Annotated in this window: 21 protein-coding genes; 12 read left to right on the top strand and 9 right to left on the bottom strand. The window is 58.2% G+C overall.

The window, feature by feature from the left end; translation table 11 throughout:
• Positions 1 to 12: 12 nt before the first annotated feature.
• The gene (locus ACXHRN_RS16505; protein ID WP_488637398.1) at positions 13 to 1,758 is read right to left on the bottom strand and encodes a tetratricopeptide repeat protein; all 1,746 of its coding nucleotides are present in this window, start codon (positions 1,756 to 1,758) and stop codon (positions 13 to 15) included.
• 167 nt (positions 1,759 to 1,925) lie between these two features.
• Positions 1,926 to 3,065, bottom strand: a complete 1,140-nt coding sequence (locus ACXHRN_RS16500; RefSeq protein WP_488637397.1) for a serine hydrolase domain-containing protein — start codon at positions 3,063 to 3,065, stop codon at positions 1,926 to 1,928.
• Positions 3,066 to 3,419: 354 nt separating this feature from the next.
• On the opposite strand from ACXHRN_RS16500, the gene ACXHRN_RS16495 reads away from it, so the two are divergent.
• Positions 3,420 to 6,098 (top strand): autotransporter family protein, encoded by a 2,679-nt coding sequence (locus tag ACXHRN_RS16495; protein ID WP_488637396.1) that lies wholly within the window; start codon positions 3,420 to 3,422, stop codon positions 6,096 to 6,098.
• 89 nt (positions 6,099 to 6,187) lie between these two features.
• Entirely contained in the window at positions 6,188 to 7,336 is a 1,149-nt protein-coding gene (locus ACXHRN_RS16490; protein ID WP_488637395.1) for an amidohydrolase, read from the top strand.
• Between the two features lie 5 nt (positions 7,337 to 7,341).
• On the opposite strand, the gene ACXHRN_RS16485 is transcribed toward ACXHRN_RS16490, so the two are convergent.
• Complete coding sequence (locus ACXHRN_RS16485; protein WP_488637394.1) at positions 7,342 to 7,773, bottom strand: type II toxin-antitoxin system VapC family toxin; 432 nt, start codon at positions 7,771 to 7,773, stop codon at positions 7,342 to 7,344.
• On the bottom strand, positions 7,760 to 8,005 hold the full coding sequence (locus tag ACXHRN_RS16480; RefSeq protein ID WP_488637393.1) for a hypothetical protein: 246 nt from the start codon (positions 8,003 to 8,005) through the stop codon (positions 7,760 to 7,762). The genes ACXHRN_RS16485 and ACXHRN_RS16480 overlap by 14 nt, the downstream gene beginning before the upstream one ends.
• Positions 8,006 to 8,183: 178 nt before the next feature.
• On the opposite strand from ACXHRN_RS16480, the gene ACXHRN_RS16475 reads away from it, so the two are divergent.
• The 6 genes from ACXHRN_RS16475 (at position 8,184) to ACXHRN_RS16450 (ending at position 13,856) form a co-directional block, all read left to right on the top strand.
• Positions 8,184 to 8,684, top strand: coding sequence for an ureidoglycolate lyase (locus ACXHRN_RS16475; protein ID WP_488637392.1), 501 nt, complete (start codon positions 8,184 to 8,186; stop codon positions 8,682 to 8,684).
• A complete protein-coding gene (uraH, locus tag ACXHRN_RS16470) occupies positions 8,681 to 9,037 on the top strand; it encodes a hydroxyisourate hydrolase (protein WP_488637391.1) in 357 nt (118 codons plus the stop codon). The genes ACXHRN_RS16475 and uraH overlap by 4 nt, the downstream gene beginning before the upstream one ends.
• 246 nt (positions 9,038 to 9,283) lie before the next feature.
• On the top strand, positions 9,284 to 10,261 hold the full coding sequence (locus tag ACXHRN_RS16465) for a hypothetical protein (RefSeq protein WP_488637390.1): 978 nt from the start codon (positions 9,284 to 9,286) through the stop codon (positions 10,259 to 10,261).
• Positions 10,262 to 10,310: 49 nt separating this feature from the next.
• Entirely contained in the window at positions 10,311 to 11,048 is a 738-nt protein-coding gene (locus ACXHRN_RS16460; RefSeq protein ID WP_488637389.1) for a metallophosphoesterase family protein, read from the top strand.
• 429 nt (positions 11,049 to 11,477) lie between these two features.
• Positions 11,478 to 12,653, top strand: a complete 1,176-nt coding sequence (locus ACXHRN_RS16455; RefSeq protein ID WP_488637388.1) for a calcium-binding protein — start codon at positions 11,478 to 11,480, stop codon at positions 12,651 to 12,653.
• Positions 12,654 to 12,677: 24 nt separating this feature from the next.
• On the top strand, positions 12,678 to 13,856 hold the full coding sequence (locus ACXHRN_RS16450) for a calcium-binding protein (RefSeq protein ID WP_488637387.1): 1,179 nt from the start codon (positions 12,678 to 12,680) through the stop codon (positions 13,854 to 13,856).
• Positions 13,857 to 14,010: 154 nt separating this feature from the next.
• On the opposite strand, the gene ACXHRN_RS16445 is transcribed toward ACXHRN_RS16450, so the two are convergent.
• Positions 14,011 to 15,750: a pilus assembly protein TadG-related protein gene (locus tag ACXHRN_RS16445; protein WP_488637386.1), complete on the bottom strand. Its 1,740-nt coding sequence runs from the start codon at positions 15,748 to 15,750 to the stop codon at positions 14,011 to 14,013.
• A 1-nt stretch (position 15,751) separates the two neighbouring features.
• The gene (locus tag ACXHRN_RS16440) at positions 15,752 to 16,174 is read right to left on the bottom strand and encodes a TadE/TadG family type IV pilus assembly protein (RefSeq protein ID WP_488637385.1); all 423 of its coding nucleotides are present in this window, start codon (positions 16,172 to 16,174) and stop codon (positions 15,752 to 15,754) included.
• A 615-nt stretch (positions 16,175 to 16,789) separates the two neighbouring features.
• Between ACXHRN_RS16440 and ACXHRN_RS16435 the strand changes: the two genes are divergently transcribed.
• The 3 genes from ACXHRN_RS16435 (at position 16,790) to ACXHRN_RS16425 (ending at position 17,753) form a co-directional block, all read left to right on the top strand.
• Positions 16,790 to 16,921 carry a hypothetical protein gene (locus tag ACXHRN_RS16435; protein WP_488637384.1) on the top strand — a complete coding sequence of 44 codons (132 nt, stop codon included), beginning with the start codon at positions 16,790 to 16,792 and terminating at the stop codon, positions 16,919 to 16,921.
• A 152-nt stretch (positions 16,922 to 17,073) separates the two neighbouring features.
• Complete coding sequence (locus ACXHRN_RS16430) at positions 17,074 to 17,331, top strand: type II toxin-antitoxin system VapB family antitoxin (protein WP_488637383.1); 258 nt, start codon at positions 17,074 to 17,076, stop codon at positions 17,329 to 17,331.
• On the top strand, positions 17,331 to 17,753 hold the full coding sequence (locus ACXHRN_RS16425) for a type II toxin-antitoxin system VapC family toxin (protein WP_488637382.1): 423 nt from the start codon (positions 17,331 to 17,333) through the stop codon (positions 17,751 to 17,753). Before ACXHRN_RS16430 ends, ACXHRN_RS16425 begins: the two co-directional genes overlap by 1 nt.
• An 8-nt stretch (positions 17,754 to 17,761) precedes the next feature.
• Here ACXHRN_RS16425 and ACXHRN_RS16420 read toward each other — a convergent pair whose 3' ends face one another.
• Positions 17,762 to 18,730, bottom strand: coding sequence for a DUF2336 domain-containing protein (locus tag ACXHRN_RS16420; RefSeq protein WP_488637381.1), 969 nt, complete (start codon positions 18,728 to 18,730; stop codon positions 17,762 to 17,764).
• A gap of 228 nt (positions 18,731 to 18,958) precedes the next feature.
• On the bottom strand, positions 18,959 to 19,900 hold the full coding sequence (locus ACXHRN_RS16415; RefSeq protein ID WP_488637380.1) for a class I SAM-dependent methyltransferase: 942 nt from the start codon (positions 19,898 to 19,900) through the stop codon (positions 18,959 to 18,961).
• A 561-nt stretch (positions 19,901 to 20,461) separates the two neighbouring features.
• Here ACXHRN_RS16415 and ACXHRN_RS16410 point away from each other — a divergent pair.
• On the top strand, positions 20,462 to 20,632 hold the full coding sequence (locus tag ACXHRN_RS16410) for a hypothetical protein (RefSeq protein WP_488637379.1): 171 nt from the start codon (positions 20,462 to 20,464) through the stop codon (positions 20,630 to 20,632).
• Between the two features lie 79 nt (positions 20,633 to 20,711).
• Here ACXHRN_RS16410 and ACXHRN_RS16405 read toward each other — a convergent pair whose 3' ends face one another.
• Positions 20,712 to 21,032, bottom strand: coding sequence for a YnfA family protein (locus ACXHRN_RS16405; RefSeq protein ID WP_488637378.1), 321 nt, complete (start codon positions 21,030 to 21,032; stop codon positions 20,712 to 20,714).
• Between the last annotated feature and the right edge of the window lie 40 nt (positions 21,033 to 21,072).

Raw genomic sequence — 21,072 nt, 5'->3', positions numbered from 1 at the left:
CAGCTGCGCGCGTCAGAATGCCAGCCCTGCCTTACGAAGTCCTTCAACGCGGAGCTCGAAGTCCTCGGGGTTCCGGAAGGGGAGGACGCGTCGGCGGTATTCGATGGAAAAATCCGGATTGATCTGCAGCGTATGCGCCCAGGCCTGCCGACTTTCCTCCAACTGGCCGAGATGGCCATAGCAGGACGCGAGCAGGGCATAGGCGGTCTCGGACTGAGGGTTTCGTGCGAGCCGTCGCTCGATTGCGGCAATCGCTTGGTCATATTGCCTCAGGGAAAAGTGTGCGTCGGCGAGAAACTGCAGCGTGATTTCTGGATAATGTGGGTCCAACCGCATCGAGGTATCAAGCGTCTCGAGCGCGCCGGCAGGGTCGCCTGAGAATACCTGAATTCTAGCCTTCAGGAGCAGCATCTCCACGGAGTTCGGCGACAGCGCGAGCCCCCGTCGCACTTCGCCGAGCGCCGGGTCGAGCTGGCCGCTCCATCCGTAAGCCACCCCCAGCGCCCAATGGCCGGTGGGCTCTTCCTCGTCCATCTCCACCGCCCGCTGCGCGAGTTCCAACCCGGTACGCAGCGAGTGATCAGGGTCGCTGGAAAAGCCGTTGACGTAGTCACTGCAGTGGGTGAAGGCGATGAATGCATGGGCTGGGGCATATCGAGGATCAATCGCGACCGTGCGCCCGAGCAGGTTGCGCGCTGCGATATTGCCTGTTCGGGTGGCCGCCCACGCCAGCTCGCGGCCGCGCAGGAAGAATTCGTAGGCCTGCACGTTGACCGCACGTGGCCTGGCCAACCGATCCTGTTCGCCCGCCGTGAGCTTCAGCTTGAGCGCCGCCACGATTTCCTGCGTGAGTTCGTCCTGAACCGCGAAAATATCGGTGAGGTCACGGTCGAAACGGCTAGCCCAGACATGTCCTCCATCCGTTGCATCGATCAGCTGCGCCGTCACCCGAACCCGGTTGCCGGCCTTGCGCACGCTTCCTTCAAGCACATAACGGACGCCGAGCGTCTTGGCGACTTCGGGTATCGAAACGGCGGCCTTCTTGTAGACAAACGACGAGTTGCGGGCGATCACATGCAGTTCGGACAGCTTCGAGAGGTCGGTAATGATGTCCTCGCTGATGCCGTCGGAGAAATACTCCTGTTCGGCGTCGCCGCTCATATTGTTGAAGGCGAGCACGGCGATGGAAGGCTTGCCGGGAGCAGGCGGCTGCGCCGGACGTACCTGCCCGACACCTCCGACCTCAAGTGAATAAACCCGGATCGGCTCAGCGATGTTCTTGAGGTGGGTCGCGCCAAGGTCGGTTACAAGCAGATCGAGCTTTGCCTTCACCTGACGATAAGCGTCTTCCGAAAGGCAGATGGCGCCGGGCCTGGCTATTCCCTCCAGCCGCGCGGCAATATTAACGCCGTCCCCCATGAGATCACCGTCGCTCTCCTCGACCACATCGCCCAGATGGATGCCTACGCGGAATTCGATGCGGCGTTCGGGAGGCAAGCCGGCATTTCTCTCGACCATGGCATTCTGGATCTCGAGCGCGCAGCGCACGGCATCGACGACACTACGGAATTCGACGAGGCTACCATCGCCCGTGCGTTTGACCACGCGGCCATTGTGCACAGCGATGGTCGGGTCGATGAGATCGCTGCGCAGGGCGCGAAGCCGCGCGAGGATGCGATCCTCGTCCGCGCCGGCCAGCCGGCTGTAGCCGACCACGTCCGAAACCAGGATCGCGGCGATTTTTCGCATCTCGCTCATGGCGCTTGTTCCACCTCGACCCAGATTACCACAAAGTGAACGGAAACGCTCCTCAAGCTTACTCTGGCTCGCCGCGACAGCCGGGACGCAGAACGGAAATCCCTGAACCAATTCCGACTATGGAAGCAGAGGACATTCTGCGGATCATTGAGCCTGCGGCCCGTTTCTCAGGCCTCCCTTGCTATCGCCCGCAGGAACTCGAACGTCTCGTATTCGCGGTAGCTGGTCTCGTCATTGGTCAATCCATAGCGCTGGTTGGCCGAGAGCTTGACGATCACCACGCCCCTGGCCGGGTTGACATAGACGAACTGGTTATAGACGCCGATGGCGGAATACTCGCCCTCGTCGCCTTCCGGCACCCACCATTGATAGCCGTAGCCGAACAGCGAATCCGACAGGCCGGTATCGCCCGGCATCAGATGTGGCGCATCAGGCGTCACTGATGCCTTGACCCAATCGGCCGAGACGATCTGCTTGCCGTTCCATTTGCCGTTCAGGCGGAAGAGTTCGCCGATCTTGGCATAATCGCGCGCCGTCGCGTTCAGCCCGCCATAGGCCATTTCCATGCCGACGGAATCGACGATCCAGTAGCCGGGACTTTCCATGCCCAGCGGGTGCCAGAGCTTCTCCTGCATGTAGTCGGCGATCGAACGGCCGGTCGCGGCAACCAGCAGCATGCCGAGCACCTGCGTGTCGGTAGAATTGTAGAGGTTGAAGCTGCCGGGCTCGCGAGCCCGCTTCAGCGTCGGCGGAAACTCGTTCATCGAGCCGCCCAGGCCGAGGATCGAGACGAACCGCATGATGTCGGAGCTCGGATCGCTATAATCCTCGTTCCAGCCGGCGCCGGACGACATCTGCAGGATGTCCTTGATGCGCACGCCGGCATAGGCCGATCCCTCGACGCCAAGCGCCGGCAGATAATCGGTGATCGGCTGCTCGATCGATTTGATCAAGCCCTCGTCGACCGCGATACCGACCGCTGCCGACACAAAGCTCTTGCCCACCGACATCGAGATCCAATGCGTGTCGCGGCCGCCCCAATCGGCATATTGCTCGTGGCGGATCTCGCCATTCTTCAGCACCAGCAATGCCATCGTGTCGGTCTCGGTCATGAAACCCTTGATGTCGCCAGTCTTGCCTTCGAAGACATAGCTCGTCGGCAACGTCATCGGCGCGCCATAGGGGAATGGTTTTGGCGTCGGCGAGGCTGTCATCACTGCTGTCGGAAAGATCTCGCGCTGCTTCTGGAAATTGACGGTCTGGCTGGCGCCGGAGAAAAGGGTTTGAAGATAGTCGATGCGTTCCATTGTCGTTCCCACTGCTTGTTATAGCGGGCAACCTGCCAAGGAAATCGACGGCAGACAACAGTTTGTTTGGGCGAGCCCACGCATCGGGCCAAACCGCCGTTAACACTTGTGGCAGGGTGCCTGTTCTCGAGTCTCGCCACCGCCCGAAGTTTGCAAATGCTTCAAAAGGCAACGTAATCCGCTTAAATGCTAATATTGTATTATCCTATCTTCAATTGAAGGCCCGTGCCTTGGGCTGGCGTGCAGCACTGATGCAATTGCAAGTTATCAGGGGTGCAAACTGGTGGTCCCTTACGCGAGCGACCGATGGTAGGTTATATTAGCACTTGGAGTAACTCGGCGAGGGGACGAGCGATGCCTGGAAATGCGAAAACCACTAGCCAGAACAACCTTGACTTCAAGTCAATCGAAGCCAGACGGCCTGCCAAAGCGCCTGTTCTTGGCGCTGCGGTCGCCGGGCTTCTGCTCCTGCCGCCGGCCACGGCCGCACTTGCTAATTGCAGTCCCTACCCCTCGTCGTCCGGGGATATCGTCACCTGTGACGGCAATCCGAATGGATATAAAGCGATCGGTCTGGACGACCTGACCGTCAATATCGTGCCGGGCACCAATTTCAATGGACCGTTTTTGATTTCCAACAGCGGTATTCTATACATCACCACCGCCGGCAACATGAACAGTGTGACGCTCAACAACAACGACGTGATCCGCTTCGAAAACCTCGGCAACATGAACCAAGGTCTGGTGATCACTGGAGACGGCGATTACACGGTAATCAATCGCTCCGGCGCCTTCATCAACACGCCATTCACGATGACGGGCGACAGCGACAATACCATCCTCAACGAAGGCACCCTTAACAACGGCATCACCGTATCAGGCAACGGTACGACGGGCATCCGCAACGCGGAAAATGCCTTCATCAACAACGGCATCTTCATCAACGGCGCGAGCCAAACCGTTGTCGACAATATGGGAACGATCCAGAGCAACACGCTGCTGGGGTCGGGAGACGACGCCATCGTCAACCATGGCAACGGCACCATAAACGGCACGATCGACGAAGGAGCCGGCGATGACCAGTTCCTGATGAAAAATGGCAAGGTCAACGCCGACATTCAGCAGAATACCGGCAAGGACTATTTCCAGCTCTCGGGCGGCGAGGTCACCGGTTTCATCCGTTCAGGTGACGACGATGACCTGATGGATTGGACCTCGGGCGGCCTGCTCGGCGGCATCGACATGGGTGACGGAACCGATCGGGCGAACCTCTACTCGCTGGACAGCAGCCAGCTGAAGCAGATCCAGATCGATGGCGGTCAGGGCGCTGATGACAAGCTTTTCATCTTCAGCACCGAGATCCAGGATCCGCAGCGTCTCAATCGGTGGGAACTGATCGGCCTGACCAGCGGTACGACGCTGACGCTGAACGACAATCTCGTGCTCGGCGACAGCGGCAGCCTGACGGGCACGCTCGCCATCGACGCAACCGCAAGCGTGCTGGCGGGCGATCGCCACAGCACCATTTCGGCCTTTGACGTCGGAAGCAAGGCAGCGGTGGAGAATGCCGGCACGATCGATCTGACCAATGGCTCGGATTCGACCACAGATACGCTGACGATCTTTGGAGATTATACCGGCGCCTCCGGCTTGCTGAAACTTCAGTCGGTGCTCGGTACTGATGGTTCGCCCAGTGACAAGCTGGTCATCGACGGTGGCACGGCCACTGGCTCCACCGGCATCGACATCGCCAATGTTGGTGGGATTGGCAAGCGCACCAAAGACGGCATCCTGGTTGTCGAGGCCGTCAACGGTGCGACGACAGATCCGAAATCGTTCAAACTTGCCCAACGTGTCACTGCTGGTGCTTATGAGTATCTCCTGTTTCGTGGCAGCACGGACGGCACCAATGAATTCAACTACTACCTTCGCAATCACATCAGGGACATCGATATTCCCGACATCGATCCGCCATATCACCCGCCGCCGGATATCGTGGATCCGGACAAGCCCGACGGCGGGGACGGAGACAACGATAACGATGGCGATGATGACCATATAGGCGGCGACTACGACATCCCGCTGATCCGTCCGGAGGTACCTATCTTGAACGCCGTGCCCGCGGTCACTCGTGGCCTGCTGCGCACGACGATCGGCACCTTCCATGATCGTATGGGCGAACAGGAATGGCTGACCGCATCCGATGCCGGGCATGTGGCCTGGATGCGAGTGTTTGGAAAGACCTACACCTATGACGTGGGCGGCCTTCTCGGCTCGGAATTTGACGGCAACTTCTGGGGCATGCAGATCGGCGCCCCGGTCTACACGATCGAGCACGCTGGTGGACAGGAAGACATCCTTGGCCTTTTTGCCGGCTACAGCCGCGCCAACGGCGACATCGAAGGAAACCTGTTCAGTGTATTCCATGTCAATGTGGGAAATCTGGGCATCGACGCTTACAATGTCGGTGGTTACTGGACCCACACCTGGACAAATGGCAGCTATGTCGACGCCGTTGTCATGCAATCCTGGCTGAACGCCAACACAAGCTCGATCGGCGGCTATTCCACCAAGATCGACGGGTCGGCGACAACGCTCTCACTGGAGGCCGGAACCCCGTTCGCCATCACCGATGGCTGGGAGATCGAACCGCAGGCGCAGATCATCTGGTCGGGCATCGATTTCGACAAGGCGCATGATCCAGGCAGCAGCATACGCTACAATGTCGGCGATGGTGTCACCGGCCGGATCGGCTTCCGGGCGACCGGAACCTATGACGTCGACGGCAAGAGGGTCAACCCGTTCCTGCTCGCCAATGTGTGGCATTCCTTTGAGGCCAAGGACACGTTGAAGTTGAAGGGTGCTGCCTTCTCCAACAAGCTCGACATGACGACGCTAGAACTGGGCGTCGGCGTCTCGGCGCAGCTCAATACCCAGGCGAGCGTCTACGCAAAGGCGTCCTACGACATGAATTTGGGTGGTAACGACTTCCACGCGATCGAGGGAAATATTGGGCTTAACGTCAGGTGGTAGGCTGCTGCCGACCTTGCCGATCGGCGAGGACTCTGCTTTTGCTGGGTGGTGGCGAAGCCGCCAGGCCGAAATAGAAGACGGAAAAGCACATGTTTCTGACCAACGAGGACATGGTGGAGCTGATCGGCTTTCGCCATGAGCTCCACCGCTATCCCGAAATCTCCGGCGAAGAGGCCGAGACTGCAAGGCGCGTTGCCGCTTTCCTGGCGCCGATGCATCCGGACAAGGTTCTGACCGGGCTCGGCGGCCATGGCGTCGCCGCCGTGTTCGAGGGTGCGGAACCCGGCCCGACGCTGCTCTTTCGCTCCGAGATCGACGCATTGCCGATCGAGGAACTAACCGATGTGGCCTACAAGTCCACCATCCCGGGCAAGGGCCATCTTTGCGGCCATGACGGACACTCCACCATCCTTGCCGCACTCGGCCGTGGTCTTTCGCGAGGGCGGCCGACGAAGGGCCGGATCGTGCTGATGTTCCAGCCGGCCGAGGAGAATGGCGCAGGCGCTGCCGCCGTCATTGCCGATCCGCGATTTGCCGAGATCAAGCCGGACCTGTCCTTCTCGCTGCATAACATGCCCGGACTGCCCTTCGGGCACGTTGCGCTGATCTCAGGCATCGTCAACTGTGCCTCGCGCGGCATGAGGATCACGCTGACCGGCAAGACGGCGCATGCCTCGACGCCGGATCAGGGCACCTCGCCAATGCGGGCGGTGTCGTCGCTGATGCCGCAGCTTACCGACCTCGGCCATGGTGAACCCAAAGATGCTGATTTCAGCCTGGTGACCATCACCCATGCGGCGCTCGGCGAACCCGCCTTCGGCATCGCGCCCGGCTATGCCGAGATCTGGGCGACGCTCAGGACGCTGCGCGACGAGCGCATGGATGCGATGTGCCAGAACGCAGAGGCGCTGGTGCGCAAAGCCGCACAGGAAAGCGGTCTTGACGTCGAAATCACCTACGACGATATCTTCCTGCATTGCGAGAACGCACCGGAGGCCGTCGAGCACCTGATGAAGGCCCTTGACGACGAGGCCGTCAGCCACGACGCCGGCGACCTGCCGATGCGCGGGTCGGAGGATTTCGGCCGTTTCGGCGGAGCCGGACCGTCGGCGATGTTCTTTCTCGGCTCGGGTGAGAAGCACGCAGGGCTGCACAATCCAGACTACGATTTCCCTGATGGGCTGATCGATATCGGCGCCCGCGTGTTCATGCGGGTGGTGCGGAATATGCTGGGGTAGGCGCCTTATCGCGTCAGATGGATGACTTCCATGCCCGGAACGGATTTGAAATGCCTGTCGCCAGTCAGGAAGAAATTGCAGTGTGATTCCAGCGCCGTGACGTAGTGGATGGCGTCGACAAGCTTGAGGCCAATGCCGCCGCCATCCATGGCTGCCCGCTTTGCAAGGCCGCTATCCAGCGGCGCCAGTTCGATTTCGTCACTGGCAAACAACGCGTCATAAAGTTCGATTATCGCCCGATCTCCGGTCCTCGACGGTTTCCAGACGCATTCTGCAATCGTGATCTCGCTTGTTACAACGGTCGAGCCGACGGCGGCGATCTCAGCCAGCATTGTTTCGGTCGCATCGACGAATTGCGGATTGCCTTCGATCAGGTAGATCCAGATATTTGCATCCACATAGATGCGTGATTGCCGGCCGAAATCAATCGTCGCCACGCAGCCACCTGATATCGTTGTCTATATCCTCCTTGCTGCGCGGACCGTTCAATGCCGCGCCTGCTCCTGCCAGGCTCAGTATGGTGGAGAAGCGCGATTTCTTCGGCGCCGGAGCTTCCTCCCGCTCGATCTCATCGAGATGCCGCTCAAGCGCTTCCTGGACGATATAAGCACGGGACCGCCGGGACCGGGCAGCAGCCTTGTCGAGCCGCTCGCGGGCTTCCTTTGTCAATCGTAGGGATAATGTTGAAGACGACGACATGGCATTGAACCTCTCAGCTCAGCAGTAATTTGGTTCTGTGTAACACATTGCAACACAATGCGCCACACGCTTATCCAGGGCTCACGTCTAGAATTGACATGCCATCCGGAAGGACTAGCTTGCCGAAAACGACTCAGCTGGACCATGCATGACCCGTATTCTCCCTATCGAACCGCTGACCAAGGCGGCATTTGCCCCCTTTGGCCAGGTTATTGAAGCCGATCCTGCCGCCATGCGATTGATCAATGGTGGTACCACGGAGCGCTATCATGCGCTCGGCGAGGCGGAGGCGTTTGGCGAGGGGGCGAAGGTCATCCTCAACATCTTTCGGGGCCAGCCGCGCACCTTTCCTTATGAACTGGGCATGATGGAGCGTCACCCCTTCGGCAGCCAGAGCTTCCAGCCGCTCGACAGCCGGCCCTATCTGGTCGTTGTGGCGGAGGACGAAGGTGGTAAACCTCAAGTGCCACGCGTTTTTCTTGCGCGTGGCGACCAGGGCGTAAACTATCGTGCAAATATATGGCATCACCCCTTGATGGCGCTCAAGGAAGTCAGTAACTTTCTTGTTGTCGATCGTTCCGGATCGGAGCATAATCTTGAAGAATACTTTTATTCATTGCCATTTATAATTGAAGGGGATTTCCTGTGACAGGTTTGACGACCCATGTGCTTGATACCGCGTTGGGCGTGCCCGCCAAGGGGGTGATGATCGACGTCTTCCGGATCCAGGATGAGATCCGCGAATATATCAAGACCGTCAGGACCAATGCCGACGGACGGATTGAAGGTGGACCGCTATTGGTCGAGCCGGATCTCCGGAAGGGCACCTATGAACTCGTCTTCCACGCCGGCGCCTACCTGAAAATGACCGGCCAGAAGTTGCCTGACGTGCTTTTTCTCGACCTGATCCCGATCCGCTTCGGCATCTCCGATCCGGCCTTGCACTATCATGTGCCGCTGCTGCTTTCACCGTTTGGCTACTCGACCTACCGCGGCAGCTGATCACTGCATTTTCGATTTTGCAACCCTGCTGATGAGTCCATCGCACTCAGAGGTGGTGGCGATATCGATTTCATAACATTTTGAAATAATGTATATTTTCGTGCTCGAGAATATGCGTGGCAATTGCCGCGAATAAACGTGAGCCGCCAGCCGTGCCTTAACCAGTCTTTGAATTCGCTTCGCATGACAGCTTGATCCGGCGCCGGCCGGACATTGTGTCAACCGGCATGAAACTGGAGATTGATCATGGCTATTAACATTCCCACAGGAACAACCGAATACGATATCGAGGACAGCGGCAAGACCTATGTGCTCGAGAAGAACGCCTCCAGGACCGTCAACAACGCCAACGGGATCTTCGTAGGCACTTCTTTTAATGACAACACCATCATCATCAAGGGCGATATCACACAAACCGGGATCGGCTTTGCCGGTATCTGGGTCAATGGCGAAGACACGAAGATCGTCGTCGACGGAGGTGGCTCGATCAAAGGCGCGACGGGTATCCAGTCCGAGAATTTCGAGCCGTCGAGCAGGCTGAACATCCTCAACAACGGGCTGATCGAGGGCGATGGCTTTGCCATCCAGACTGCCGACAGCAAGGAATTCGTCATCAATCAAGGCACGATCCATGGCCGGATCAATCTCGGCAGCGGCAAGGACTTCTTCGATAACAGCGGTGGCACGGTCGACCACAAGATCGAGGGTGGCACGGGCGACGACACGCTGATCACCGACAAGGCAGGTGTCAAGCTCAAGGAAGACGGCGGCAGCGCAGGATATGATACCGTGAAATCGACGGTCTCCTATACGCTGTCCGAAAATGTCGAGCGTCTGATCCTGCTCGGCAACGGCAATATCAACGGCACCGGAAACGCCGATCAAAGCGACCTCTTCGGCAATAACGGCAACAACAAGCTGTTCGCCCTGGCAGGCGTCGACAAGCTCGACGGCGGCAGAGGCAACGACCGGCTGACCGGCGGCGCCAATGTCGATACCTTCATCTTCAAGACCGGTTACGACCACGACACGATCGCCGATTTCCAGAATGAAACCGATCATATCAATCTCAAGAACTGGAATGCGATCGCCAATTTCAACGATCTGAAGAACAATCACCTCACCGTCGACGGCAACGATCTCATCATCCATGCCGGCAGCGACGAACTGGTGCTGCTCGACACCAAGAAGAGCCAACTGGACAGCGGGGATTTCAGTTTCTGACGAGAAGTGACAGACTGCATGAACGATACGTTTAGAAGGGTCTCCGTACATGCGGTTTGCCGCCATCGCCGACATCCATGGCAATTGCCTCGCGCTGGAGGCGGTGCTTGCCGATATCGCTGGTCTGGGGATCACTGATATCGTCAACCTTGGCGATCATCTCTCCGGTCCGCTCGAAGCGGGCCGTACTGCGGACCTGCTGCTGACACTCGACCTTGTCTCGGTCAGCGGCAATCACGACCGCTACCTCATCGAGCATGCCCGCGGCGACATGCACAGCTGGGAAGCGGATGCGTTCGACCAGCTGACTGACGAGCATCTGGAATGGCTGCGTGGGCTGCCGTTCTCGCGGGTCTGGCATGATGAGGTCTATATGTGCCACGCCACGCCGCAGGACGACAATCGCTACTGGCTTGAGGGGGTCACGCCGGATGGCGTCCTGCACCTGAAGCCATTGGCGGAGATTGCAGCACTCGCCGATGGCGTTGCTCAGCCCTTGATCCTCTGCGGCCACTCGCACATTCCGCGTGCCGTCCAGCTTTCGGACGGGCGGATGATCGTCAATCCCGGCAGCGTCGGTTGCCCTGCCTATGATGATGAGACGCCCTTCTATCATAAGGTCGAGGCCGCCACGCCACTTGCCTCCTATGCCCTCCTCGAAAAGACGCCCGCCGGCTGGCAGGTGGATTTTCGCCTGGTGGCCTATGACCACATGGCGATGTCGCGCCTCGCCGCCGAAAATGGCCGCGATGACTGGGCCAGGGGGCTGGCGACGGGTTGGCTTTGAGGTCGCTCTCCTTGTTCCATCTTTGAACTGGTTTAAATCTGCACAAATATTGTATGCACAATACTTTGCTGTTTCCATTTACCGGAAGCACGCGTTGTGCAAAGTCATGTGCTGCCATGGTTCTCGAAATAATTCGGGCACATGGTTGCTTATCTAATATTCGATCTAAGGGGAAAATAGCCGATTGCGGGCCGATCGGACAGGTCGAGAGCAGTGCGTTTTCTTTGTGGAGGAGGGGATGGCAACGCTAAAACATGCCGGAATGGGCGACGGGATATCCGGACTCGCTGCCGCTGTTGGAGCGTCATTGCCGCTATTTCATCTCTGCCGATCCAGGGCCTCGAACGCCCGATCTTGCAGTGCATGCCTTAATGGATTCCGACAGGCTGGGTGTCAAAATCCGGCTCTCGTCAACTCAGGAGAGACCCGATGGGAACAATCACGATATCAGGCACCTATCAGCAGATGCTGACGATTGACGGTCCGAACACGACCGTGAATTTCGCGAAAAACAGCGAGGTCTTAAGCGTCTCGACGGGCATTATGGTCAGCCCTAGTGCCATCAACTCGACTATCAATGTCAACGGGTTCGTGAGCGCCCCTTCGGGTGCCGTCTATGCCTTGGCAACCGGCACCACGGTCAATATCGGCGCATCAGCCGAACTCGTCAGCGGGGTCGGCGTCCTGATTGCAGGTGACGACAGTTCTGCCAGAAATCGCGGTACGATCCATGCCAGTATGGGTTACGGACTCTATGATCCCGGCGGCTTCGGCAACCAGCTGCGCAACGACGGCCAGATTTTCGCCATGCTCGGCATTGCGGGCTCAGGTGACGGAGGAAGGATAATCAACGACGCTGGAGCGGAAATCCACGCCGTTTCCGCCGGCATTGCGGCGATCACCGGCACCGGAGCGCATTACACGATCATCAATCACGGCAAGATTCTGGTTGCTGATGCTGCCTTGGCCATCATTGCAGGCGACGGGAACGACAAGATCACCAACGATGGCCAGATTACCGGGTTCATCATGCTTGGCGGTGGCGATGACACATTCGACAACCGCGGTGGCAGCTACAACACCTTGCTGAAGGGCGGCGTGGGCGATGATACGCTCATCGTCGATAACGCCAAATTCAAGCTCACCGAAAATTCGGGTGAAGGCGACGATACCGTCAAGTCCACGGTCAGCTACAAACTGTCGGCGAACGTCGAGAATCTCTATCTGCTGGGAACCAAGGATATCGACGGTACGGGAACGGCGCTCGCCGACCACCTGCACGGCAATTCGGGAAACAATGTGCTCAAGGGCCAGGCTGGCCTCGATCACCTCTACGGCGGCAAGGGCGACGACAAGCTCATGGGCGGCGGCGATACTGATTACTTTCGTTTCAGCACGGGCGACGGCCACGACACAGTCCTGGATCTCGATATCAGCACCGACTGGATCGACGTGCATGCCTGGAACGGCATGGACAATATCGGCGATATCACGAGCCATGCACACAATCAGGGTAATGACGTCGTCATCGAACAGGGCAACGATAGCCTGCTGATCAAGGGCCTTCACAAGGCCGATCTTTCGATGATGCATTTCGTCTACTAATCCCCAGATCTCAGGAGAATTTCTATGGCTGTCAAGACCCTCTCGGGCTTTCGTGGCGCGGTGTACGAAATTGCCCATTCCAACACGACTGTGAATTTTGAAAGCAGTGCGGAGATACTATCCATCGGCAATGGTATTCACGCTGCAAACACCATCCAAAACACGCAGATCAACGTTGATGGCACAATCTCGGCCGCGCAATACGCGATCTTTACAGAAGGCAAGAACGCAGACGTGGATATCGGCAAGACCGGCGTTGTCAACGGGCAGGCCGGCGTCCTGCTCGTCGGCCAAAATAGCTCCGCCGTTAACAATGGCGAGATCAATGCGATCACCGGCTACGGCATGTATCAGGTCAGCCCGGACGGTACGGATTTGCGCAACAACGGCTCGATCGACGCCATCTACGGCATCGTCGGAACATTCAAGGGTCATATCGTCAATGGTGATGACGGCGAGATTCGAGCCATGCTGATGGGCATCAGCATAGCGAGCGACATTGGCGAGACATTTACGGTCACCAATCACGGCACGATTATCGTCTCGGCCAGCTACGCCGGGATTGTGGGAGGCGGTGGCGACGACAAGATCATCAATGATGGCAAGCTATCGGGATATGTCTACCTCCAGGGCGGCGATGATACGTTCGACGCGCGCGGCGGATCGGCCAGCAGTTCGATCATGGGCGGCACAGACGACGACGTCTACATTGTCGACAAGACCTCGTTCAATATCATTGAAAACAGTAGCGAGGGGATCGACACGATCAAATCCACGGTCAGCTACACGCTGAAGGCCAATGTCGAGAACCTGGTGCTGCTGGGCGACAAGGATATCGATGGCAAGGGCACGCTCCTGGCCGATACCCTGCGTGGCAATTCCGGCAACAACGAGCTGAGGGGCCTTGCCAGCAGCGACCATCTTTACGGCAACGGGGGCAATGACAAGCTGTTCGGCGGCGCTGATGCCGACTACTTTCATTTCGCCACCGGCGACGATCATGATGTCATCATGGACTATGACGACACGATGGACATCATCGATCTCTCCGGCTGGAACGCGATCACCAGCCTGAGCGACCTCAAGAGCCATCACGCCCACAACCAGGGTTCGGATGTGATCATCGAGGCGGGCGGCGACAGCTTGCTGATCAAAGGCGTCCACGAGAGCGACCTCGATACGGGGGATTTCACGGCCTTTTAGCCTCACCCGCGACACGCAAAACAAAGAGCTAAGGCGCGACAAGCGAAACCCGGGGGATCGCGACGCGCCTTAGAATCTGTCAGACTCTAGCCTCTGTCAGACCAGACGGGATTGCAGTGCCCAGGAGAAGGCGCCGCCGTCGGTCGTGCCGATATCACTGGACGAGGACAGACCGCTGGCAGGCGACGTCCGTGACGCGGATATCGGCCTCGCCAATGCGAATGCCGAGTGCCAGCAGCGTATTGTAGAGCACATTGTCGAGCGGTTGAGTGACCGTTGCCAGTGTGCTGGCAAGCGCGGTCTGCACGGCCTGCGGGCTCCCGAGCGTGAGGAGCAGGATTTTTACTTCAAGGTCGAGATTACCAAGCAGGGACGTCGTCAGCGACGTCAATGTGTCCTTGGTCGAGACCGACTTGATTTTCCCGGCCTGGATTTCCGAGGGCAGGAAGCTGAGCGTCTCAGGGCTCATGTTGTCGGCATCCACATGGCCGAGCGCCGTCACCTTGAGAAGAGCAGAGCTGACAATCGTCGCCTTGGTGACACGAGGTGCGGTGCCGAAATTATCGAAGGCCGACGTATCGACAGTGCCAAGCGCAATCTCGGCGACGCCGGGTACAGCCTTGATCTTGACGGTGGCATTGTTCCTGGCGCCACCGAGGCAGTTGATCTCGGAGAGGGCGGCCTCGGCCGTGGCGACCTCCAGATAAAGCGGCACCTGCACCTTCATTCCCGCAATTGCCGAGAGGCCGTCGACCGTAGCGGTAATCGTGGCCCGTGTCTGGGCTGTGCGAACGATGGAGCCCCGGGCACCGACCGCGAGCGACGGGGTGCTGACCGGTGGTTCGCCGATCGCCAGATTGAGCTTGACGGATGCCAATCCGGGCACCGTTGCGCCGAGGTCGACCGCTAGCTGCTTGCCGCCATTGGCGGCGGTTGCGGCGGCGTTGACCAGATCGAAGACGGAGGCGTTGACGATGAGCGTATCGGCGGTGCCCACCATCCGCGACTTGTAGGGATCGAGATTAAGGATGTCCGCGAGCGAAAGATAGACGGACGCCTTGTTCACCGTGCTCTCGAGCCGCGAGAGGATCGCGGCGACATTCGGCGTCAGGCCGGGGGTCTTGGCAAGGGCCGCCAGGAAAGTGCCGTAGCTGATCTGGGTGTCGAGCACCTGCTCGTAGGTCGCGGCAGTGAGATGAAGATCGGTTGCCAGCGAGTCGGCAAACTTGAGTGCATTCACATCCGCATCCAGAAGCGCGTTGTAATCCATGACGCTGAGCGTGATCTTGGTGCCGAGCAGACTTCCCAGGACCTGATTGAGAATGCCTTCGTTCAGGCTTGCGAGCCGGGAACCGATCCAGAAGGCTGCCGTCTTTTGCATGGTCGCCTTGCTTTCGGCATAGATCTGCGGCGCAGTTGCGAAGGAATTCGCAAAGAACAGTTGCGTCTTCTGCACCGCCGTCACGGCAACGGCATCATACGGCGTCTCATTGGCGACAAAGCGCTTTTCAACCGGGATTGCGGAATCGGCGCTATAGCGGCCCTTGGTCAGGATCGCGTAGCCATCGATGTTGTGGAAAGCATCGACCGCATCGAAGGCAACAGTGCCTTTCAGCGTTACCAGCTGATTGCCCTCTCGAATGGCCAAATTCTTCTTGTTCATTGCGAAATAGTTGAGCACCGCTGTATTGGCGTTGCCGATATCGGAGGCGGCAACGATGGCCGCAAGATCAGACGTTTGCTGCAGAGCCCGGCGTTCCAGCGTCAGGTGGCCAAAATCCACTCCAAGCGCAAGCGAGACGGCTAGAACGGGCAGGGATGCCGCTGCAAGGATGCCGATATTGCCCTTCTTGTCGCTTCCAAACGAGGCGATCCTGTCGTGCAGCTTCGTCATTTCATATGCCTCCGATCCTGATGGTAGAGAAGCGTTTGATGTGGTTGTTCGGCATTGCGAAGCTGTAAAGACTCCAGATCGGCAAGTTGGTCGCGTCATATTCGATCGATACCGTGAATTGCTCGGCGTTCTTGGGGTCTGGCGTAACCGCCGCCTTCAGGTTCGCCGATTCGAGCAGGTAGTAGTCGAGCGTGGACTGCGCGATGAAGTCCTTCGCCAACTTGTCCCGCTCTGTTGCGTTGAGGCCGGCAACCGCCGTCCGGGCGGCGTCCGCGGCGATCTGCTGCACGGCGGTGGCCGCCGCCAGGTAGATTCCGAACCCCACTAACGTGAGCAGAATCATGATGAAGAGGGGCGCAATGATTGCGAATTCCACTGCCGACGCGCCGTCCCGGTTCCTCGCTAGACCTGTGATGGTTTTCATGTCTCTATCGCACCTGGATGACTAATTTAGGCATGCATAAATTAAAGAAAAGTTACGTGTAGCTTGGCGAAACTTCTCGAAATACGGTAAAATATGAAATACCTGAGTGATTTACTCATGTAGATAGCATCTCTTCTGCAATGCATAAAATTTTAGCTATAATGTTGCTTTATTTAATTGGTGTTCATGCAGAAATTTATTTGATGTATATTTTGTGCGACGATTTTAACCTCACTATTGTGCCCATCGAACGGGCAGAAATATTACTTTATTTGTATATGTAGGGTTGGTCGGCGATCATTAGTCTTGCCGATCTCAAGAGTAATCATCAACAAGGCCGACCTTGACCCGGACGACGTCTGTTTCGGTGGGCACGTGCCTGCCGGCTGCCAACGCCGCTCCGGGGCCTTTTGTTGCGCAACTTTTCATCCGCGAAACAATTGAAACATTGTTCACCATGTTTCGAAACGCGCGCGAAACATCCGTATGCCAATGTCGCGTCATCGAAGGTTTTGCGAGTGAATGCCGAATAGATCAGGCGGTTCAGCCGTAGATGAGACAACAAGGAGCGCGGCTCGAAGCAGCAAGGCGCTCACCGGAATAAAGGATGAGACCATGACTTTTGCACTCGGCCTGTTCGCTGCCTTGATATCGGCCATGTTCATTGCCACATTTGCATCGTCGGTGATCGCATCCTCCCGCGAAGCGCAGACGGATGCGGAATTCCGACGCCTCAGGATTTTCTGAGGCTCTTAATGCCAGCATGACCCCGGACCCGGAATGGCTCTCCCCTGCGCCATTCCGGGTTTTCTTTTGCCTGTGCTCCAGATGGCCGATGGCCTCTCTTGCGACGGACCCCCTCCAGGCGTATATACTATTTGGCAATCGGAGATATACACATGCCCCTCTACATACGCGATCCGGAGGTCGACAGGCTCGTCGAGGAGGCGCAGCGGCTGACCAACGCGCCCACCAAGACCGAGACGGTCAAGCACGCGCTGCGCAAGGAGATTGCTGCGGCGAAGGTCGATGCCGAGTTGCCATTGAGAGAGCGTATAGCGCAATTGCAGGAAAGGGCTGCAGTTCTGCTTGGCGGCCCCGCAGACCCGAATTTCGACATGAAGGGGTTCATGGACGAGATGTGGGGCGACATCTGATGTTTCTGGACGCTTCGGTCGTGGTGGCAATCCTCTCACAAGAAGACGGATGGGAAGAACTCTACGAGCGCGTCGAAGCGTCCCGTGGCCAACTGCACCATTCGCCCTTGGTGCGGTTCGAAGCGACGATTGCGCTCTTGCGGCATGTGAAAGCGACGTCCGCGGCGGAATCGAAGGCCACTCTCTTTGAGAATGCGCAGAAAATCTTCGATGATTTTGTGGACGCATTTTCGTCGCGCGAAATGGAGATCGACGAGCCAATTGGCCGTGGCGCCCTCGCAGCCGCCCAAGCCTACGGCAAGATCGTCGGGCACAAGGCGCAGCTCAATTTTGGCGATTGCTTTGCCTATGCAGCGGCCAAGTCGCTCGGCGTCGGCCTGCTCTACAAGGGCGACGATTTCGCTCTGACGGATCTCGCCTGATCTCCTGACTATCTCGCTTTTCGCCGCCCGAATGCCTGGCGCTGGGCGGGAACCACTGCTGCGGCAACCTCGGGCACACCATCATTGGCGTTGGCGGCATGTTCGTCCGGCTTCTTGCCCTGCGTATAGTCGTCGGCGCGGATCCAGACGCGGACGCGGTCGGCGCATTCCTCGGCATCCAGCCCTGACCAGACCATTGCCGCGCGCGGCCATTCGCCGGCCAGTTCCTTCAGATGCGGATAGAATTGCGTCAGCATGAATTCGCCGTCGGCGGGCGTGATGCCAACGGCAATCAGCGCGGTCGCCAGTTGCAGGCCGGAAAGGTCAAGCAGGATGCGGTGGCTGAGCCAGCGGCTGGAGCCAAGCGTGTCGGCCAGTGTCGTCGAGAAATTATGCGCATCGCGAAGCCGGGCGAACCGCACCAGCAGCGCCTGCTGCATCAGTTCGTCGTCCTCTTGCGTCTCGTCGGAGTGCACCAGCGTGTCGCGGTGGATCAGCGACTTCAGCGTCTGGCGCATCTCCTCCTCGCGGGCGGCGGCGAGCAATTCTGCGTGGCTGCGGGTTTCCTCGGCAGCCGGGGCCGGCTGACGCTCCTTCTCGATGCCCTGATGCAGCGCCACCAGCGCGTCGACCACTTTTACGGAGAGGTTGTCGCGTGCGGCGACTGCTTTTGCGTAGGCAGGCCCCTGCGTGCGGGACACGGCGATCAGCATATCGTCGTCGATTGCCGGCGAAGTGGTGAGAAAGATCGCGGCCAGCTCGATCGGCTGTGTCGAGATAAACCACATCACCGATTGCGGCATGGACGGGCAGCGGGACAGCGCGGCGATCGAATTACGCCGTGCTTCGAGGCTCGAGGCCTTGAACACCGGCTCGAAAAGCTCGGCGAATTGCTTGAGTTCATGGCGGCCGGGCTGCGACATATGCTCAAAGCTCGACACGGTCGCCATCAGCACCACATCCTTCGTCCGCGCCATCGGCGGTGTTTCCAATTCTCGAAAATCCGACACGCAAATACCCGCTTTACGCAAAAACTGTTCCAATCCAGGAAACTACCGCCAAAGTGTTTAGATGCCGTTAACCATGTGACCGAACGGCTGTCTTCGGTCTCTCACGCAGGCGCCATAAGTGGCTGTTAAAGCGACGAGAGCATGTCGCAAAAACTGTGCAGCAGTTCTGCGATCACGACATGCGCGCAACATGCTTTAATGGGTTGAACGCGCGTTCCGCGGATCTGACGTCCTTATCCAGAACGATGAGCCCGGCAATTTCGCGCCGGTGGGATAGTTGAACGGAATGGCAGGTCCGGACGAAGCTTTGAAAATGGCTTTGACCCGTGCTCCAAGTTCAGGGTCGGCGCACATGAAAGCCGCTGGCGCGACAAGCGAGAAGGGGCGCTTCTCGCACATCAGCATTGCGGCCAGAAGGTATTGTTCGTTGTAGAGGCGTCCGTTCCATTCCTGGGGATAATCGAAAGGCAGGAAGATGTCGTGGACGTGAACGAAAACGCCGGGCTTCAGCCGGGGAAGGACTTCGAAGAAGAACACCGTCACATCGGAATTCGAGAACACTCTGTGTGAGCCATCGTAGAAGACCACGTCCCCCGGCTCCACCGTGTCGAACAGCGTAAGATCGCAGTTCTCAAGGCCGGTGCGGATCATCCGATCGCAGATGGCGTCGATTTCGCGCCGTGGCGTCGGGTCGATCGACCAGATCTGCGTTGCGAGACCCAACGTCTTTCGCGTGAAGTTCGCAAATGCCGTCGAATTGCCCGATCCGATCTCAAGGTAGGTTCGTGGTCGCTTCGAGGCGAGCAGGGTTATGAGGGCCGCGCCGTCAAGGGCCGTGAACCAGCTGTTGCTCCAATAAGGCGAAGCGCTGTCACCCGGTGGCTGCCGATGCGGGACACGGTGAAGTAATGCGCGTGTCGCCTCCATCATGTCGAGGAATTCGACATAATTCGTCCGTTGCGAGTTCAGCGCGGCCGTAAGCTGCGGTATCGGCCGCTCTCCGGCGACCCAGCGGCTACGTGCATCGACGGGATAGTAGTCCTCCACCGTGTGGCTCCACGGCTGCGTGCCGCGTCCCGAACCGTAGACATGCAGACCAGCTGCATTGAGCGTCCTGCGAAGCATGTCATTGATCATGAGATACCTCCCTCCGTTGTGCAGTCTCTCCATGATGCAACAACTCAATGAGCCCTAATTTAGAGCTGATCATGGCAACCCGTCCGTAGACGGAAGAAACAGATGCAATCAATCGGCATTCGCGTCGGCGTTGACTGCACCCAGCGCGGCTATTTCAGGCCAAGGCTCGGCTATTTCAGGCCAAGGAAAGGGAGGGGCCTGGATGTCTCGAAACGATCCGTCGCCTCGGAAACCACAGCTGTTTTCGTCTCAAAAGATGGCATGCGCCCGTGGCAATCTCGTGCTTTTGAAAACGTTTGTGCACTCTTTCATAGAGTGTTAACTATGACATGATCTGATCACAAATCATAAGGCGGCGTTAATATATACGTCTCACCTTGTAACATGCGTAACAGACTACCGTCCCCGCCTTGGATAAGGTTTACGGGACGGCTGAGGAAAGGAGAAAGGCGCAAGTGTCCTGAAACCTTCTGAACGAGGTTTGGGAAGCGTCTGCCGGCAACGGCAGGATGAGATCATTCTCAAGATCATCCGTCTCAATCCAGTTCAATGGAGATGAGAATGGCAGAGATAGTCAGAATAGAGGAGCGGCTTGCCCTCCGGCCGAAACGCCAAAGCGAGCCATGTGAAGCCAGGATCTTGCTGTTTACCGGCGTCCGCTATGAGCGCTGGAGCAGTGTCGATGATCGTCCCGAGAAGCGGACCAGCGGCATCAAGCGCAAGAAGCACTGATCCCGCCCGACGGCATTTGCCGTCCAGAATGCCCCGGGGAGGGTGATTGTCGTCCGATTGGTTCGGGCCCGTCTTTCCGCTAACTGCGTGCTGGGAATAATATGATCGCGGTGCCCACGAGGCAGACCGCCGCTCCCGCCAGATCAAAGCGATCGGGCCATGTGCCTTCCGCCAGCCAAAGCCACGCTATCGACGCGGCAATATAGATGCCGCCATAGGCGGCATAGGCGCGCCCGGCCGCATCGCTAGGCGTCAGCGTCAAAAGCCAGGCAAACAGCGCCAGCGACACCATTCCCGGCGCCACCCACCAGACGGATTTCCCCATTCTCAGCCATGCCCAGAAGGCGAAGCACCCGGCAATTTCGCACGCCGCCGCCGCGGCATAGATCAGATAGGTCATGGTGCCAGACTGCCACGATTCGCGCGGCGAGGCACGAGCG

The sequence above is a fragment of the Shinella sp. OV683 genome, from assembly GCF_057787725.1.
This window is presented reverse-complemented; position numbering and strand designations above follow the sequence as displayed.